The sequence below is a fragment of the Actinokineospora enzanensis DSM 44649 genome (genome assembly GCF_000374445.1).
Classification (GTDB): Bacteria; Actinomycetota; Actinomycetes; order Mycobacteriales; family Pseudonocardiaceae; genus Actinokineospora; species Actinokineospora enzanensis.
The window spans coordinates 1-19,217 of the sequence record NZ_KB894461.1 but is presented as its reverse complement, the minus strand read 5'-3'; the positions used below and the strand labels follow the sequence as shown (position 1 = coordinate 19,217).

The 19,217-nt window shown below is 70.9% G+C and carries 3 protein-coding genes; all 3 read left to right on the top strand.

The window, feature by feature from the left end; genetic code table 11:
• Positions 1-797 (top strand): type IV secretory system conjugative DNA transfer family protein (locus tag C503_RS42215; RefSeq protein ID WP_018687059.1); only part of this gene is annotated, 797 nt, incomplete at its 5' end.
• Positions 794-1,486 (top strand): DUF4913 domain-containing protein, encoded by a 693-nt coding sequence (locus C503_RS0135950; protein ID WP_018687058.1) that lies wholly within the window; start codon positions 794-796, stop codon positions 1,484-1,486. The genes C503_RS42215 and C503_RS0135950, both read left to right, overlap by 4 nt.
• On the top strand, positions 1,483-19,217 hold a 17,735-nt coding region (locus C503_RS42210), incomplete at its 3' end, for an AAA family ATPase (RefSeq protein ID WP_033401430.1). The genes C503_RS0135950 and C503_RS42210, both read left to right, overlap by 4 nt.

The following is a 19,217-nucleotide window of genomic DNA, read 5'->3' as shown; positions in this document are numbered from 1 at the left end:
CCCCGCCGCAGACCTGGGAGAAGCCGCCGGACGACCCGGATTCGTTGCCAGAGCTGAACTTGTGGTCGCTGATCACGCAGGTCGGTGACCGGCATCCGACGGTGTACCTGCTCTCCCGCGAGGGCGAGGGCAGCGGCCGTCCGGTGGTCGCGGCGATCGTCGGCGAGCTGATCGAGGTCGCCGTGCAGGCGGCCAGTGCGCGCGGCGGGCGGCTGGATCCGCCGATCACCCTGCAGCTCGACGAGTGCGCGAACATCGTGCGCCTGCCCGAACTTCCGTCGTGGATGTCCTGGTTCGGCTCGATGGGCCTCATGGTGACGGTCGTCCTGCAGTCGCGTGAGCAGGGTCGCAGCGTCTGGGGTAAGGAGGGCTTCGACGCCCTCTGGAGCGCCAGCACGATCAAGACGATCGGCGCTGGTGTCCAGGACAGCGACTTCTGCGAGGACCTCAGCAGGCTCGTCGGCGACCACAAGATCGAGGAGACCTCGACCTCCTACTCGCCCGGCGGGCAGTCCGTCTCTCGCAGCCTGCGCACCGAGCGGATCTTGACCGCGGCCGACATCGCCGCGATGACCCGCGTCAACGCCCTGCTGTTCACCAGCGGCCGGCGCCCGGCGCTGCTCAACCTGCACCCCTGGTACGCGGAGGCCGACGACGAGAAGGAGCAGATCACCGCCTACTCCAAGCAGGCCACCACGGAGGTCCAGCAGGCCGCGATCGCCTACCTCGGGCCGGGCAACCCGGTCGCCGCGGCGCTGATGGCCGAACTCGCCCAGCCCGCCGGAGGCGGCCAGTGACCGCGCCCGACGTCCTGGAGACCCTGCAGCGGCGGATGACCGCGCTGGAAGCCGAGCACTTCGCGCTCGTCCAGCAGCTGCGCAAGGTCGCCGACACCACCGAGCGCAACGCGAACTCCTTGGACGACTTGGAGGACGTGCTCACCGACGTCTCGGTGAACGCGGCCGAGAACGCCGACGCGATGGCCGCCGCGATGGCGCAACGTCAAGCCTCGCTCGACAACGAGGGCGCCCCCGACCCCGCCGCTGCCGCGCCGTCCGCACCGACACCCGCCGCCGGTGGTCAGCCAGGCGGCGGGCAGGGCGGTGGGCAGGGCGGTGGGGGTGTCGAGGCGCCCGAGATGGACGTCCTGCACGCCTGGGTGGAGGACCACATCGCGCCGATGGTGCGCAAAACGACCACGACCGGCGAGGGCGGCGGGGTCCGCTGGTGCCGCCAGTGGTGGCTGCACGTCGACGCGGTCGAGAGGTTCATGGCGCTGTTCCTCGCCTTCCAGGAATTGAGCGTCGACGAGTCCGCCACCTGGCTCTCGGTGTACCTGCGCGACCACCTCGACCCCCATCTGTCCACTCTGACCAGCCCTTACGGCCCGTTCTATGCCTGCAGCCCCCGCAAGCACAGCGACGCCGTCGAGGCCCTCGGTACTGACGAGCGGCCCTCGACCGAGCACTCGGGGAGCACGCCATGACCGCGCCAGCGGACACACCTGCCGAGAAGTCCGCCCGCACCGGGCCGATCACCCGCGCCCGCGCCAGCATGGCCGCGCTGGAGGTTCTCGACCGGCTGCGCGAGGAGCGCCGCGACGCCACCGCCGAGGAGCGGGATGTCCTGCGGCAGTGGTCGGGGTGGGGGCCGATGGCCAACGCCTTCGAGCCCGACCGCAAGGCGGGCTGGAAGGACATCGGCGAGCAGCTTGAGTGGCTGCTGCCGCCCGAGGACCAGATCGAGGCACGCAAGGCGACCCCGAACGCCTTCTACACCCCGCCGGAGATCACCGAGGTCTGCTGGCAGCTCCTGCGCGGGCTCGGCTTCGACGGCGGCCGGATCCTGGAGCCGGGCTGCGGCGCCGGCGTCTTCATGGGCCACACCCCGTCCGACCTCGCCGGTGAGGTGTCGTGGCTGGGCATCGAGCGCGATCCCTCGACCGCGGCGATCGCGCAGGCGATCTACCCCGACGCCGAGATCATCAACTCCAAGCTGGAGAAGTCCAAGCTGCCCACCGCGTCGGTGGACGCGGTGCTCGGGAACGTGCCGTTCGCAGACACGCTGATCTTCGACCCGAACGCGCCCGAAGCCGTCACCAAGAACCTGCACAACTACTGCATCTGGCGCTCGGCGCAGTCGCTGCGGCCGGGCGGGGTCGCGGTGCTGATCACCAGCCGCTACACGCTGGACTCGGCCGACCGGGAGGCGCGGGAAGCGCTGTACGCCAACTGCGACCTGATCAGCGCGGTCCGGATGCCCAACGTCGCCTGGCGCTCCGGCGGCACCGAGCCGGTCGCCGACATCCTGGTGCTGCGGCGCCGCCGCCCCGGCGAGGAACCGGGCGACGACACCTGGCTCGACGCCGAGAAGGTCGACGCGCTGGACACCGAGGTCAACCGGCTGTTCCTGTCCCGCCCGGACCTCGTCGTCGGCGAACACGGCCGCGACCGGGCCGCCCAGTTCGGGCGGGTGCTGCGGGTCGATCTGCCCGAGGGAGCGGACTGGGCGGCCGAGTTGCGGTCCAAGGTCGAGCCGATCAGCCAGGAGGCGCTGGGCCGCGGCCAGTTCTGGAACGTCGACGCCGCGCCGGAGCCGATCTCGGCGGAGAACACGGTGCTCGCCGACGCCGAAGGCCGCAAGGAGGGCTCCTTCCACCTGGTCGACGGCAAGGCACACGAGGTCCGCGACGGTCTTCTGCGCCCGGCCACCAAACGCCAGAAGATCAAGGGCACCGAGGACGAGTACGAGCAGGTCCCGCTCAAGGGCAAGGAACTCGCCGAGATCACCGCCCTGATCGGGCTGCGCGACACCACCGTCGGCGTGCTCGAGGCCGAGGAACGCGCGGTCACGCAGGAGAAGGCGATCCGCGACGCCGACGACACCATCCGCGAACAGCGCCGCGAACTGGCCAGGCACGAGGCGGCGCTGCGGACCGCGATGAAGGCCGAGCCGGGCGCGGACCTGCAGACACTGCTGTTCACCGCGACCCACCAGACCTGGGACGCCGAGCCGAACGTACTCGCCGAGGCCCGCGCCAGCGCGGAGGCGTGGCAGTCCGCCGACCAGCGGCTCACCTCCGCCGAACACACCCGCGAGCGCGCCTCCGCCGTCATCGGCGAGATCAACACCGAACTCGGCGGGCTGCGCGGCCAGCTCAACAGCCGCTACGACAACTACGTCGGCAAGTACGGCTTCCTCAACCGCTGCACCATCGTCGAGGGCAAGCCGGACGAGGAGACCGGGCAGGTCACCATCCAGCGCCGGCGCCCGCGCATGGGCGGGTTCCGCACCGACCCCGACTACTTCTCGGTGCTGGCGCTGGAGGACTGGGACGACGACACCCGCTCGGCGACCAAGGCCGCGATCTTCTCCCGGCGGGTCAACCGCGCCCCGCAGCGCCAGGAGCGGGCCGACAACGTCGGCGAAGCGATCGCGCTGTGCCTGGACGAGCACGGCAAACTGCACCTGCCGACCGTCGCCAGGTTGCTGGACATCGAGGTCGCGGCCGTGCCCGAGGCGATGGGCGACCTCGCCTTCGTCGACCCGTCCACCGGAGCGTGGGGCACCGCCGAGGAGTACCTGTCCGGCAACGTCCGCACCAAGCTTGACCAGGCCCTCGCCGCGGCCGAGACCGAGCCGGACCTGTGGACGCGCAACGTCGACGCGCTGCGCGAGGTCCAGCCGGTCGAGCTGGGCCCCGGCGAGATCCACGCCCCGCTGGGCGCCCCGTGGATCCCGTCCTCGGACGTGCAGGACTTCCTGGTCGAGCTGCTGGGCACCAGCCGCCCGACGATGGTGCGCCGCGAGCCGCTGACCTCCACCTGGGAAGTCAAGGTCGACAAGCGGGACAAGACCACGCCGGAGGCGACCGCGGAGTGGGGCACCGAGCGGGTGCACGCCGCCAAGCTGGTCGAGCTGGCCCTCAACGGCCAGACCCCCACCGTCACCGACACGATCCGCAACCCGGACGGCACCAAGGAGACGGTCCGCAACATCGAGGCGACCACGGCCGCCGAGGAGAAGCAGCGCCAGGTCACGGCCCGCTTCCTGGAGTGGATCTGGGAGGAGCCCGAACGCGCCGACCGGCTCGCCGAGCGCTACAACCGGCTGTTCAACTCCACGGTGCTGCGCCGCTACGACGGCGCCCACCTGACCTTCCCCGGCCTCGCCGAGGGCTTCGACCCGTACCCGCACCAGCGGGACATGGTCTACCAGGCGATCTCCACGCAGACCGCGTTGTGTGGGCACGCCGTCGGCGGCGGCAAAACCACGATCATGTTCATGACCGCGATGAAGATGCGGCAGCTCGGCCTGGTCACCAAGCCCATGATCGTGGTGCCCAAGCATCTTCTGGAGCAGACCGCGCGCGAGGGCAAGCAGCGGTTCCCCGGCGCGAAGATCCTGGTCGCCGACGAGAACGACATGTCGGATGCGCGCAGCCGCAAGCTGTTCGCCGCGCGGTGCGCCACCGGCGACTGGGACGCGGTGATCGTCACGCACCCGGCGTTCACCCGGATTCCGATGCACGAGCGCAACGAGGCCGACTACCTCTCCGAGCTCGCCGCGAAGTACCGGGCGTCGCTGGCCGCGGTGATGGCGAGCGAGGACGCCGAGGACGACGAGTTCTCCAAGCCCGGCCGACGCACCAAGCAGGTCGAGAAGCTGATCGACTCGCTGGAGGCGCGGGTCGAGTACCTGCTGGAGCACTCCCACGACGACGGGGTCCGCTTCGAGCACCTCGGCGTGGATCACTTGTTGGTGGACGAGTTCCACTACTTCAAGAACTTGATGGTGCCCTGCCACACCGAGGGCTTCTCCATGTCCAGCAGCAAGCGGGCCACGGACATGGACATGAAGCTCACCTGGCTGCGCTCGCGCTACGACCGGGTCGGCACCTTCTACACCGGCACCGCGGTCAGCAACAGCCTGCTGGAGCTCTACATCGTCCTGCACTACCTGATGCCGGAGCGGCTGGAAGAGATCGGCATCGACTCGCCCGACGCCTGGGCGGCGTGGTGCGTGCAGTTCGAGACCAACGTCGAGATCGGCCCGGACGGGGTCACCCCGCGCCTGAACCGGCGCCCGTCGACGTTCAAGAACGTCCGCGAGTTGTTGCAGCTCTTCGCCGAGCGCTCCGACATCCGCACCCAGGAAGACCTCGGGCTCAAGGTGCCCGAGGTCGAGCACGAGAACGTCGTCTCCACCGCCTCGCCGATCCAGCGCGCCTACATCCATGACCTGGCCCGGCGCGCGGAGAACTGCCGGGGCAGCCGCGCCGAAAAGGGCGGCGACAACATGCTCAAGGTCTGCACCGACGGCCGCAAGGTCGCTGTGGACCCCGCGCTGGTCGGCTTGGGCGACCCGTTCCCCGGCAAGATCGACGACGTCGTGGAGAACGCCTCGCGGATCTTCCACCAGACCGCCGAGCTGCAGTTCCCCGCCGACTCCAAGCACGCCGCCGACGCCGAGACCGGTGTGCGGGGCGCGTTCCAGATCGTGTTCTGTGACCTGGGGACACCGGGGAAGGAACGCGGTGACCAGGTCTACGGCAAGATCCGCGACGGCCTGATCGCCCAGGGCGTGCCGCGCGAGCAGATCCGGTTCATCCACGACGCGGGCACCGACGCGCAGAAGGCCAAGCTGTTCGCCGACTGCCGCTCCGGCAAGGTCTCGGTGCTCATCGGCAGCACCGACAAGCTCGGCGTCGGCACCAACATCCAGTCCCGCGCGGTCGCGCTGCACCACCTGGACGCCCCGTGGCGCCCGGCCGACGTCGAGCAGCGCGAGGGCCGGGTCCGCCGTCCGGGCAACCGGATGCTCGCCCTGCAGCAGGAGCGGGCGCGACGGCTGGCGGCCGGCGAGGAGGTTCCGGCGAGCTGGCCGGAAAAAGTCCAGATCTTCCGCTACGTCACCGAGGGCAGCTTCGACGGCTACATGTGGCAGACCCTGGAGCGCAAGGCGCGTTTCATCGCCCAGGTGCTGTCGGGCAAGATCGCCGCCGGGCAACGGGAGATCGACGACATCGGCGAGGTCACCCTCAGCTTTGCCGAAGTCAAGGCGCTGGCCACCGGCAACCCGATGCTAATGGACCTGGCCAAGGTCAAGGCCGACGTCGCCCGCCTTTCCTCGCTGGCCGCCTCCCACACCCGCACCCAGAAGCGGCTGACCAACAACATCTCCCGCGACCAGCGCGAGATCCGCGACAACGGCACCCTCGCCAAGGCGCTGGAAGGCATCACCCGGACCGTCGAGCACGCCGTCGGGGAAGCGCGGGTCGAGCAGCGCCGCCTCGACGGGCAGCCCCCGGCCGACGACGACGAGGTCGTGACGCCGTGGACGACCCAAGCCGGGAAGGTGCTGGGCGAGGACAAGGACATCGACACCGCGCTGGCCGCGCTCGCCGCGCACGCGGTGAAGACCAAGCGGCACTCCGAGGCGTGGCTGAACTGGCGGGGGCTGCGCGTCGGGTTCGAGCTGCGCGACCAGGGCTGGCGACGGCAGGTGCTCTCCGCCGTGATCAACACCGGGTCGTCTCCGCACCGCGGTGAGCACCGGGTCGAGGTCAACGCCAAGTGGCTGGCCAAGGGCCAGCAGTACCGGTTCCGGCAGGCCGTCGTCGGCGCGGTCGAGTCCGCTGCGACGCGGGCGGTGGAGCTGCGGGAGACCAACGAGCAGTTGACCAAGCGGATCGAGTCCTCCCGCGCGCAGCTCGGCAAGCCGTTCACCCAGGCCGGCGACCTCAACGCCGCGCGGGAACGGCTTGAGGAGATCAACACCGAGTTGCGTAAGTCCACCGAGCCGAAGCGGCCAGAGACCGCGACGCCGGCGGAGAGCGTCGTCGAGCCGGACATCGACCTCGACCTCGAGGACGACGACTTCGATCCCGAACTCGCGGCGATGGTCATGCACGACGCCCAGGCGATGGCGGGGATCCTCGGCGACGACGTCCAGGTCATGGTCAACGCGCGGCACGTGCCGCGCGGGTACGACGAGGCCGAGGCCAGGGCGCACTACCGGGACGCGGCGGAGGCCGAGGAAGAGCTGTCCGCCCTGACCGCCCAGGTGATCAACCTTCCCCAGGACTACCCCGGACACGAGCAGGCCGTGACCAGCCTGGTGCGCGCCAAGCGCCTGCACGGGTTCGCGCTCACCGTCGACGAGCACCTCGACCGCAGCGTCGCGGTCCCGATCCCCGGCCTGGGGACGTCGACGAAGGTGTCCGGCGCCGAGGTGCCCGGTACCTTCGGCAGGCTCGCCGAAGCCGCCGCGCGCGGTCAACGGTCCGGGCACGTGGTGTGGCGCGGCCTGCGGATCGAGATCGGCCACCGCGACGAGCAGTTGCTCGCCGCCGTGAGCATCGACGGCGACCCGGAATACCCCAACCCCGTCGTCTTCGAGGACGTGCCGCTGGAGGAGGGCTGGGCGGAGCCCGACCAGCACTGGCAGATCCTGCGCGCGCTGGACCGGTTCGTCGACAGCGCCGCGGACCGCTCTCGTGCCGAGCGGCGCCGCGTCAGCGGGGTCCTCGAGGAGCACCACGCGGCGGCCGGGCAGACGGCGACGTCGTCTCCGGAAACACACAGCGAGATCAGCGACGCGGCCGAGGCCGCCGACGATGTGCAGAGCAGCCCGGCCGCCACGGAGGAGGACGTCGCCCGGCCCGCACCGGAGCCGGCCGACCGCGGGATCGACCCGCTGACCGACGCGATGATGGAGGCGACGGACCTCGCCGACCGCCTGCTGCACCTGGCCGAGGACGACCCGGCCAACCAGGCGTTCAGCGACCAGGGCCTGGAGATACTGCGGCAGGCCGCTGTTCCGCTGGGAATCGCGGTCGCCGCCGACCAGGCGCCCGGTCTCGACGCGACGCGTTCCGGACCGCCCCCGGCGCACGTTCCCGCCGACCAGGTCGACCAAGTGCTGGCCGAGGTCGCCGGGCAGGCAATCAACGATCCTCGCCAGGCCGAGCATGTGCTCTGGCGTGGGCTGCGGATCGAGTTCGGGTTCCGTGACGACCAGTTCGTCGCGGCTGTGTCACGCGACGGCGACGACAATTACGACAGCCCCGTGTGGTCGTCGGGGGCGAACTTCCTGGCTGTGCCGCTGGAAACGCGGTGGGCGCACCCCGCGCGACACTGGCGCATCCGCGCGGCGATCGACGAGGTGGTGCGGTCCGCACCCGAACACGCCCGCGCCGGACTCGACCAGGTGGCCGCGTTGCTCGCCGAGCACGACGCCGCGTCTCTGACGCCCGAGCTCGTCGACCAGATGCTGCTGGGTTTCCGGCCGGAGACCGCCGAGGCATCACCGGACACCCCGGACCGGGCGCTGGCCGGGCAGGATCTGGTGCAGTTGCTCGGGCTCACCGCGCCGCAGGCGCAGTGGCTGCACCGGCAGTTCGTCGCCCTCGCGCAGCACGTCGATGTCCGGGACGCCGAGCGCACCGTCCCGGAGGCGATGCCCCGGTTCTTCCAGGGTGCCCTCGACCTCAAGCTCGACCAGCCGATCCGCGCGGAGCGCTCACCTGGTCGCGAGCAGCCCGACCCGGTCGGGTTGGAGGTGGCCCGCCGCTACGCGGGCGACCGCCCGTTCGCCGCGCTGGTGAGCGAGGTCGGCATCGAGCGGGTCCGCACGATGATCAACCGCGACTTGGTGGCCGAGCTGCCCGAGCTGGTCGACAACCTGTTCGCGGATCTCGCGCTGCAGCACACCGACCAGGACGCGGAGTGGATCCGCCGCTGGATCATCGACGCCGCGGCCGACCCGAGGATGCTGCAGTCGGCGCGGGTCAACAGCGAGGACAACTTCGCCCAGGTCCTGGGCGATCACCTGATCGACACCGTCGTCGCGGCGATGGACGGCGACAATCCGCCGAACGACACCATGCTCGACTACCTGCTCGACAACGACTACGTCGGCCAGCGGTGGCGCGACCTCGCGCGCAGCGTCGTCTACGACATCGCCCACGGCCATGGCGTGCACGCTCCGCCCGAGCCGGCCGCCGCTCCGGCCACGACGGCACCGGCCGCCGATCAGGGCGAGCAGCCGCAGACCGGGACGCCGGACGACGAGCGACTGGACGACGACCAAGAGTTGGCCACCGAGCCGGATCCCGCCGACGCTGCCGCACCGCGAGAGCCCTCGGCGTCACCGAGCACCGGCGCCGACGACGCTCAGCAGCAGGTCGTGCGGACGCTGACGTTGCACTACTCGTTCGAGCGCGGCGTGATGCTGCTGGGCACCGACCGCGGCGACGGCATCGCGGACCTCCTGCGCCCCGACCGTGCCGGATGGAAGTGGCGCCGGGTGGACACCCCGACCGGGGAACCGGGCGCCTGGCTGCTGCCCAAGACCCTGCGAGTGCAGCGCGACGCGAGGTCGATGACCAGGTTCCACGAGCGCCTGATCGCCCGCCTGACCGGTGCCGGCGACCTGCTGACCCGAGCAGGTTTCGCGGTGCGGCTCGATTTGCACGACCTGCCCGACGCGACCGCGCGCAGCCTGCACGCGTGGGAGAGCCGGACTCACGTCGCTGCCGCGCAGCCACAGCCCGAGGCGAGCCAGGACACCGGCCTGGCCGCGTCCGGCGAGACTCGTTCGTCGCGCGCCGCCACCGCGGTCGCCGGTGAGCCCACGGCGGCAGAGAACGCCGCAGATCAGGACGAGGCGGGATCAGAGATCCCGGCCAGTGGCGGAACCCGCCTGGCACCTGAACTGCTGACGATGCTGAACGACCACGGCTGGGTCGGGAGCGGCTTCATCGTCGAGCACGGCCAGTACCCCGCGCCGATGCCGCACAGCTACTCCTCGGACTGGCAGCGCGGTCAGCAACGGCTGCAGATCACCTGGTCGTCGACGGGCGAGGTCAGCGAACTGCGCCTCAACGGCCGCGCAGTGCCGCTCACCTTTCCCGCGCTGCGCGACGCGGTCACGTCACAGGGCCCAGCGGCATCCACGGAGGACGCCGCCACCGCGGGGGAGACCGCGACTCCGCCGGATCCGGTCGCCTCCGACGACCTCAACCGGGAGCTGCTCGCGCTCTACGAGGAGATGCACGGCGAGCTGGCCGCGGCCGGCTACACGCACCGTCGCCTGGACACCGTCTCCGAGCACGGTGTCGATCACAGCGCCCGGACGGTGACCACCGATCCTCGTCTGCCGCTGGCGCAGGAGATGACCGCGCTGGCCGACCTGGTCGACGTGGTGCGCACGCATCGACACCAGCTCGACGTGGGCACTCACCGCCAGTACGCCGACGCGATGCGGGCGGGCCTGGCACCCGACGTCGCCGCGCGGGCCAACGATCTGCTGGGCCGCGCGGGCGAGCTGGACGCGCTGGCGCGCAGGACCGCGACGGCCAGCCGCAGCGAGCAGCCGTTCGTGATTCCGCGCGAGCGCGGGATCATGGCCCGCCAGCTCAACGAACAAGATCTCGCGCCGACCTTGCTCGGGTTCGCCCGCGCCGCGCAACGTGGTATCTCCCCGCAAACCGTCCTTAGTGGACTGATTCCAGCGGATCATCTGACCTGGCGCGGTGCCAAGGTCTGGTTCGAGACGGGCGAGGCCGGTCTGCAGATCCAGCTCGCCTGTGCCGCTGAAGGCGGCTTCGACACCATCGCGGTGCCCGAGGAGTGGCTGGGCCGCGACGACGGCGGGCAGCTCCTGGTCGACGCCGTGACCGGGGCGGCGTCCTCGGCGGCCGGCCGGGCGGACGAGATGCGCGCCGAGCTGGCCGTGCTGCTGTCCGCCGACGACCGCGCGGACGCGCTGGAGAGCGGCCCGCAGATCGCCGCCGCCACAACGGCGGTGGAGCTGCCGACGCTGCGCGAACTGCGCGCCGTGGCGACCGAGCACGACTTGCAGGTGCGGGTCGTGCGGGTCGCGGACGCTGCGTTCGTCGCGGTGCACGAGCCGTCCGCGCCGAACCCGTCGGTGCTGTGCTGGCCGGTGGGCTCGGCGCAGGCCTTCGACGGCGCCGGGCGTCCAATGCCGGTGGAGTCGGCCGCCGAGCACCTTGCCACCTACCGCGGCACGGTCGCCGCCGAGCTGTTCACAGCCAGGCCGGGCCTTCAGGACTGGGCTCGCCGCCTCGCGCAACTGACCCCGCACATGCTTCCCGGTCCCGAGCAGCGCCCGGAGGTCCGCCAGCACGTCGACGAGGCGCTGGCCCTCTCGGGCGCGGACCCTCGGGAGGCCGAGAACCTGTTGCGCCGCGCCGAAAACGTCGCGGGCCCCCTGGCCCTGACGCCCGAACGCGAAGCACAGGTCGTCCGCGAGATCCACGACCACGCCTCGGGCTACGCCTGGGCCGGGGACGTCGGCCGCTACCTCACCGATCCAGGCCACCTCGACGGATCCACGCAGGAATGGGACTGGATCACCGCCTACGTCGCCGACCACCCGGAGGTCAAACAGGGTCATCCCGATCACGACGGAATCCAGGCGCGCAACGCGGCCGAGCGCGCCGAGCAGGAGCAGCTCGGCGCCGCGCTGTCCCGCGAGGCCAACGTCGCGTTCCGGGTGGGCGAGTTCGAGCGGGCCTTGGACCTGCTGGACCAGGCCGAACTGGCCTATCCCGGCAATCTGCCGCGCTGGGCCCACGCCCGAAACGTCGTCACCGACGCGATGACCGCCGCCCAGCCCGCGCAGGCCGAGCAGGGGGAACTGCTCGACGCTGCGGCTCTCGACCGGACCGGCTCGGCCCGGTCCCGGCGCGGCACCACGCGAGGAACCAGGCGGGGAACGCCGTCGCCGGTCCTCGGCGAGGCGGGACTCGCGGTGTGGCAGGCGTTCCACCGCGCCGCGGCGGAGGGCACCGAGCCGCCGACCGTGACGATTCCGCGTCGCCGGATCGACGGCGAGATCACCGTCTCGCCGGGTCACCGGCGGCTGATCGTGGACGCGGGCTGGCCGCCGCCCGGTGAACGCACCGCGCCGCGTGGCCCGCTGACCGAGGCGGACGTCGCGCTCGCGCTGTTGCGGGTGGCCTCGCTCGCGCCGAGCGCCTTCGGGCAGGTCGTGGCCCAGGCCGCCGATCCGGGGGACTGGGGCGGGCCGGGGTTCATGCAGGGGCACCGTGCGACTGCGCGCGGCGAGGGCGAGCCGGACATCGACCAGACCGACCGGGTGATCGCGTGGGGCACGCACGTGGAGGTCGAAGTCGGGCACCTGCGCGCGGGCGCGGTGCGGTGGGACGAGCTGGCGGCGTGGCTGCGCCCCGGCCTCACCGAGGACCACACGGAGTTCTTCGCCCAGGCCATCCCCGTCTGGCGCCGGTTCCACCAGCGCCACGACGGCGCTGTCCTGTCCCCCGAGGCGCAGGCAGCGGGCGAGGAACTGCTGCAGGTGCTCGACACCGTCGTCGCGGAAGTCCTCACCAGCGCGGTGCGCGCCCACTTGGCGCCCGGCGACCAAGGGGAATCCGCTGTCGCCTCGGTGGTAGCGCAGGCACGCGAGCGCGTGACCGCTCTCGCCGAGGCAGCCCCCGCCGACGTCAGGCACGCTGACGTCGCGGCCGAGGAGGCCACGCCGCCGGCGCCAGCCGAGCAGGAACAGGGCCTGCCCACCGCGGTCGAGCAGGCGGCCGACCCGACGCTGATCACTCCGGAGTACCAGATCGCGCTGCACGCGCGAGTCAACGCCGAGGCCGTGCAGTGGTACGACGACCAGCTCGACGCCTCACCGACCGCGCAGCGCTACGTGCGGGACCGGCTCGGCACTCAAGCCGCCGTCGACCAGGTTCGGCGCCGGGCCGGCGCGGACGGCGGGTTGGCGATCGGCTTCGCGCCGAACGGGTGGACGGGACTGGTCGAACACCTGCGCGGCAAGGGTTTCCGGGACCAGGACCTGGTTGACGCCGGGGTCGCGTCGGTGGTGCGCAACGGCCCGCGCCAAGGGCAACTGATCGACCGGTTCCGCAACCGGATCATGTTCGGCATCCGCGACGGCGAGGGCCGGATGGCCGGGTTCATCGGCCGTGATCTGTCCGGCACCGCGGACGCCAAGTACCTCAACTCCCCGGCGTCGGCGCTGTTCGACAAGAGCTCGCTGCTGCTGGGGCTGTACGAGCAGCGCGACCTCGCCGGTCACGCCGTGCCCGTGTTCGTCGAGGGGCCGTTCGACGTCGCCGCGATCATCGCGACCGCGCGGCCGGACCGGCCGCTGATGCCGATCGCGCCGTGCGGCACCGCACTGACCAACGGACATCTTGACGCGGTGGACGCGCTGGTTCCCGTCGACCGGCGCCGCGTGTTCGCTCTGGACGGCGACGAGGCCGGACGCAAGGCCGTGCTGGCCAGGGCGGAGGACGCGGTCCGCCGCTACGAGGACCTGGACATCACGACCTTGCCGAACGGGCTCGACCCAGCCGACTTCGCCAAGACCGTCGGTGTCGAGGAGCAGGTCGCGGCCTACCTGGGGGCGCCCTACAGCCTTCCCGCGATGGAGGTGCTGGTCGAGGCCCGGCTGCGGCTCTGGGACGAGCAACTGCAGTGGGTCGAGGGCCGGGTCGGCGCCGCACGGCATGTCGCCGCGCTGCTGGCCACGGTCGAACCCCAGCGGATCACCGACCTTGCTCTGAACGTGGCGATCCGCTTGAACATCGAGCCGGTCTACATGGCGGAGTACATCCTCGAGGCCCGCGAAGGGCAGGGCGAGGTTTCGACGCAGCGCCCGACGTTGTCGAGTTCCATCGCGACCAGCGAACGAGAACGCCGCGACGAGCGGCCGGGCGCGGACTCGCCCACGCAGCAGGCACCGGACACCGGCGTCGAAGCAGCGCCGGCGGAGCCCGAAGCCGACAGCGCCGCTGCGCGCGACAACGAACGTCCAGCCGAGCTGGACGGCCAGCAGGAACCGGCCGAACCGCCGGTCGACCAGCGCTCCGCCGAGACCGTCGCGGCGCGCAGCGCCGAACCGCAGCCCGAACCCGAGGCCACCGATACGGCCGCCGAACCGGAGGTAGCCGTGGCACCGGAACCTGACACGCCATCGTCCGAGAACCGAGACGCACCGAACGTCAACCAGCCGGGTCCGTGGACTCGGCGGATCGTGATCGAGGTGTCCGGCAACACAGCGGTCGTGTCGGGCACCGCTGGCGGCGACCCGAAGGTGCTACGCGAAACGTTCAAGGACAACGGGTTCCGGTGGCGGCCCAATGAGGGCCAGGTCTGGAAGTTTTTCCCTCGTCGCGGCGGGCCAAGCCGGGACGAGGCGGTGCAGTCCATCCGGGACGTGCTGGCCGACCTCGACGCGAAGGCGGCGGCGAAGGCGTCCCCGGCACCGAGCTATCCGCCGACCCCGCAGCAGCAGGCGATCATCGACGCCTGCCTCGACGGCCGCGACGTAGCGGTGCGGGCGCTGGCCGGAACGGGCAAGACCAGCACAATGCGGATGGTCGCCGCCCGGATGCCGGACAAGAAGATCACGTATGTGGCGTTCAATCGCGCTATCGCCGACGAGGCTCAGGCCGCGTTCGGACCGAACGTCACCGCCGACACCTTCCATGCCTTCGCGCGCAAGGCATTGCGATCCAATCCGCGCTATCAGGCCAAGCTCGGGAAGATCGACAAGAACGACGGATTCCCAGAAGAGATCGCCGCTGTTCTCGGGCACGACCGCTACGACGGCGTGCGCTACGGCCCGCAAGGTACCGAGGAGATCGAGGTCACCAGTCTCGTGCGGCTGGCGCAGGGCACGGTCAAGCGGTTCCGCGAGAGCGCCGACGCCGAGATCGGCTTCCGGCATGTCGGCGAGTCCGCCGCGGCCGACACCACCGGGCTGAGCACCCTCGTGCTCGACTACGCCCGCCGGATCTGGGCGGACAAGACCGACCCGGACGGGCAGTTGCGCTTCGTGCACGACGACTACCGGAAAATCTGGGCGCTCGGGAACCCGACCATCCCCGGCGACGTGATCATTTTCGACGAGGTCCAGGACGTCAACGAACTGCAGGCCCGCCTGGTGCAGGCCCAGTCGGCGCAGACCATCGTCGTCGGCGACTCCTACCAGAGCATCTACGGCTTCACCGGAGCCAAGGACTTCCTGCGGAACTGGCCGGCCGACGTCACCCTGCCCCTGACGCAGAGCTGGCGGTTCGGCCCGAATGTCGCCGAGGTCGGCAATCAGTTTCTCGGCCTGCTGCGCGCCCGGCTCACGCTGGAGGGCAACCCAGGGCTCGATACCCGTCTGGAGCAGGTGCCCGATCCGGACGCGGTGCTGTGCCGGACCAACGCCGCGGCCGTCGCCGCGGTGATCGACGCGATGGATGACGGCAAGCGCGTGGCGCTGGTCGGTGGCGGCGACGCGATCAAGGACATCGCCAAGGCCGCGCAGGACCTTATGCGAGGACGCTCGACCAAGCACCCCGACCTGGCCATGTTCGGTACCTGGGGGGACGTGCGCGAGTACGTCAACCAGCACGAGGAGGCCCAGTCGCTCAAGATGCTCGTCCGGCTTGTCGACCAGCACCGGCCGGAGGGGCTGATCCAGATGGCCCAGGACCTGATCGACGAGGACGAGACCGACCCCGATCTCAAGGCCGACCTGGTCGTGTCCACCGCGCACAAGGCCAAGGGACGCGAGTGGAATGCCGTCCGCATCGCCGATGACTTCCGTGGCCCCACCGAGGACCCGGAGACCGGTGAGGAGATCCTTCCCCAGCCCGAGGAGTTGCGGCTGGCCTACGTGACGGTCACCCGCGCACAGCGGCGCCTCGAACTGGGATCCCTGGAGTGGATCCTGTCCTACGGCCAGCAGGCCAGCGCCGAACCTGCCTCCGCGACCACCGAACAGCGGGCGGCGGAGGTGGACCTCGACGTCGTCCAGACCCCCGAAACACCCGCGCTCGTGGCTTCGCAGCCCAAGGCAGACAACGAACTCGCGCCGGCGGAGGCCCCGCAGGCCGCGCCGGAGATCCCGGTCGCCCTGCCCGAGCAGGTCGCCCAAGTCGAAACGGCGAGCACGATCACCGAACAGCCCGTCGGTGCCTTCCCGATGGAACTGCAGGCCGGCGACCTGGACAACCGAGACGCCTTGCTGCGGCGACTGCGGGAGTGCCTGGAGAGCTTGCCCCGCGAGATCGACGGGGTACCCACGGGCCCGGTCCACCTTGCCCTGGCAGTCGCGGGGAGCGCGCTGACCACCGGCGATGCCTTCCCCGTTCGCACAACCGTGCTCCGGGTCACGGGCAACGACGAGTTCCCGCTGCTCACCGCGCACCGGCTCAGCCAGTTCGCGGACCTGATCGACGCTGCCGTCCCGGACCTCACCCAGCAACGGAACGCCCTGGGCTTCTACCAGGACGACCGGAGCCTCGCCGGGCACCTGCGGGCGATCAGCTCCGAGATCGAGCGGGTCGTGAACGACCCGGTGGCGCTGGCGCGGGCGCGGGCGGCGAAGTTGTTCGACTCGTTCACCGTGAATGCCGTCCGCTCGGTCCACGGTGCGATCACCGTGGGGGACTCCGACTCTGTGAACGAGTTCTTCGGTCCGACGAGTCTGCGCGGCCGGTTGATCGAACCCGCCGCGTTGCAGGTGCTCCGCGACGCCTTCGTCGCGCAGGCCACCAGGACGAGGTTCGAGCCCGGCCAGCGAGGGCAGGCCGAGGTCGAACTGGGGAATGGACTCGACACGGGCATCGCGTTGCAGGCCCTCGCGGCGGAGGCCCGCAACCGGGCGCGATTCGCTGACGCCACCGGCCGTGTTCTGCGTGCGGCCGGCATCGCCACGATCGCCGACAACCTCGACGCCGTCGCCGGGAGCATGGCGACCGCTGGGAACTTCGTCCTGCCCGACGAGATCAACGCGGAGCCGCAGGACACCGACCAGCCAAGCGCGGACAATGTCGTGGGCGAGCAGGCTAACGACCGGCCGGGCCCGCTGCTTCCCTACGACGTCGCCTTCATGCTCCGCAACATGTCGGGCGGGGAGTTCGCTCGCGTGGTCCGCACCATCGGCGACGACGTCACCTCGTTCTCGCGCGGCGGTGAAGGCGGCTTCCAAGGCGCTCGTGGGGACGACGAGCCCGATCCCGGTGCGCCGGTGCGCGTGCGCTACAACACCAAGGCCGTAGTGATCGAAGTCGACGCGGGCGAGGAACCGCGGGCAGGCAGGATTACCTGGAAGCGCCTGCAGGACTGGATTGCCGTCGGCCTCACCCCGGCAACGCGGCAGGTGCTTCTCGACGCGGACGACGCGCACAGCGCGTTCGCCGCCGCCCAGAAGGGCTTCATCGCCGCCGGCGAGCGCGAGCTCGCGCAGGCCGCCCGCCAGGAGCTGGGCGGCTATCGCGACGAGGCGATCACCGCCGTCATCGGCGCAGCGCTGGCCGAGCACGAGAAGGGCGGTCGGGCGCGGCGTCGTCGCGCCGCTGTCAACGCCGATGCCTTGATCGCCGTCGACGGTGTCGCAGGCGTGTCCGAGCAGCAGCGGAGTGTCCTTGACCGGATCGCCGCGTTGACAGCCGTGCTTCCGGTGGATGTCGAGACGCTCAAACGGTTGTCCCAGATCGAGGTCGGGGACGTCGTCGAGCACCCCGGCTACCTGTTCAGCCCGTTCCGGATCACTGAGCAACCGGTCGTGCACGAGGACGCCGTCGACCTGGTCGGCGACCTGCTGGACTACAACCGCCGCGAACCCGGCCCCACGACCTGGCAGTTCTCCACCGCCGGGGAAGCCGACCCCCAGTTGCGCATGGTGCCGCGCCCGAAGTCGCTGGTCACCTTGATGACGCAGGAGGACCAGGCGCCCGAGCAGGCCCTGCCATCCGCAGGCCCTGCTGTGGAAGTCGAGCGCATCGAGGTGCCGGAGGATCTCGATCTCGCGGAATTCGGGTGGGAGCGGGTTGACCTCAGCTACAACGAGCACGGCCCGATCGAGCGGTGGGCTCGCGACTCCACGGAGCTGACGCTGGGTTGGGAATCGACCGACGATGACCTGCTCTTGGCCACGCCGATCGTGCTGAACGGCCGTGAGCACCCGATCAGCTCGATCGAGGAGTTCCTCGTCGTAGTCCTCGAGGCAGGCCAGCACGGCTTCGCCCGGCCCAGCGGCACCACGTGGACGGTGACCGCCACGCCGACCGCCGCTTACGCCCACGACGTGGTTGACGGCGGTGAGCTGCTGCGCCTGGTCACGCTGGATGCCCAGCAGGGCTGGGTGTTCGTCGAGTCCGGTGAGGCAGTTCAGCTCGCGGACCCTGCGCAGACCGCGTCGCGCTCTCGCCCAGCGGCTCCGGCCCGCCCGGCAGCACCCACGCCTGTGCCCGAGGCCGAGCAGTTCAGCCTCTGGGACGCGCCCGAGGAACCAGAAGCCGCCGTCACCAGCGCCCAGCCGGAGCCCGAGATCGAGCCGGTCGAGGATGTTGCCCAGGAGGAAACGATCGAGGCGGACACGGCAGGACCAGCACCTCAGCCTGTCCCGTCACGTCCATCACGGGAACCTGCGCGCGGTCTGGCCATCGAGTCAGTGCGTTTCGTCCCGACCGGATCGGGAGACGATCTCCCAATCGCCGATCAGATCGCGGCGATGGAGATGCCCTCGGCTGTACGCCTGGACGAGCCGGCCCGGCTGGCCTTCGTTCACGCGCAGCGTGCTGTTCGCGAACCCACCGTGACCCCGGCGCAGCGAGCCACCATCGTCAACAACATCAGTGGAGGCTGGTCAGGAGAAGCCGCCGCCGTGGCGGAACAGATGGACGCGCTGGCCGCGCTCGTCGACGCCTCCGGTCAGGATGACCGGATTGAGGATGGCGAACTCGGCCTGGCCGAACACCTTCGCGCGACGAGCACCGAGATTCGCCGCCTTGCCGGTGTCGACCCCGCCGATCAGCCTGCGGCGCTGCAGGTCACCGAGGCTGCTGCCACGATGCCGGAAGAGCTCGTCTCCGAAACGTCGCCGTCCGAGCCACAGCAGGGCGTGCCGGTACCCGCGGTCATCGCCGACGGCCCTCACCCGGACCCGACCATGAAGTGGGCTGAGCTGGTCGACCTGGCGAAGTCGCTCGGATTCACGGTCGTCAAGACTCAGTCAGCGCAGCAGGTCGCCACCAACCACGACCTGAACACGATCGCGGTGCCGTGGGAAACGGAGAGCACGAACGCCACTGATCTACTGTTCGACGAGCTTGCACGCCTGACCGGGCTTGCCGGGCTGGAGCCCGAACCGGCAACCGACGACCCGGACGAGCGTCAAGCCGAACTCGACACCCGAACGGC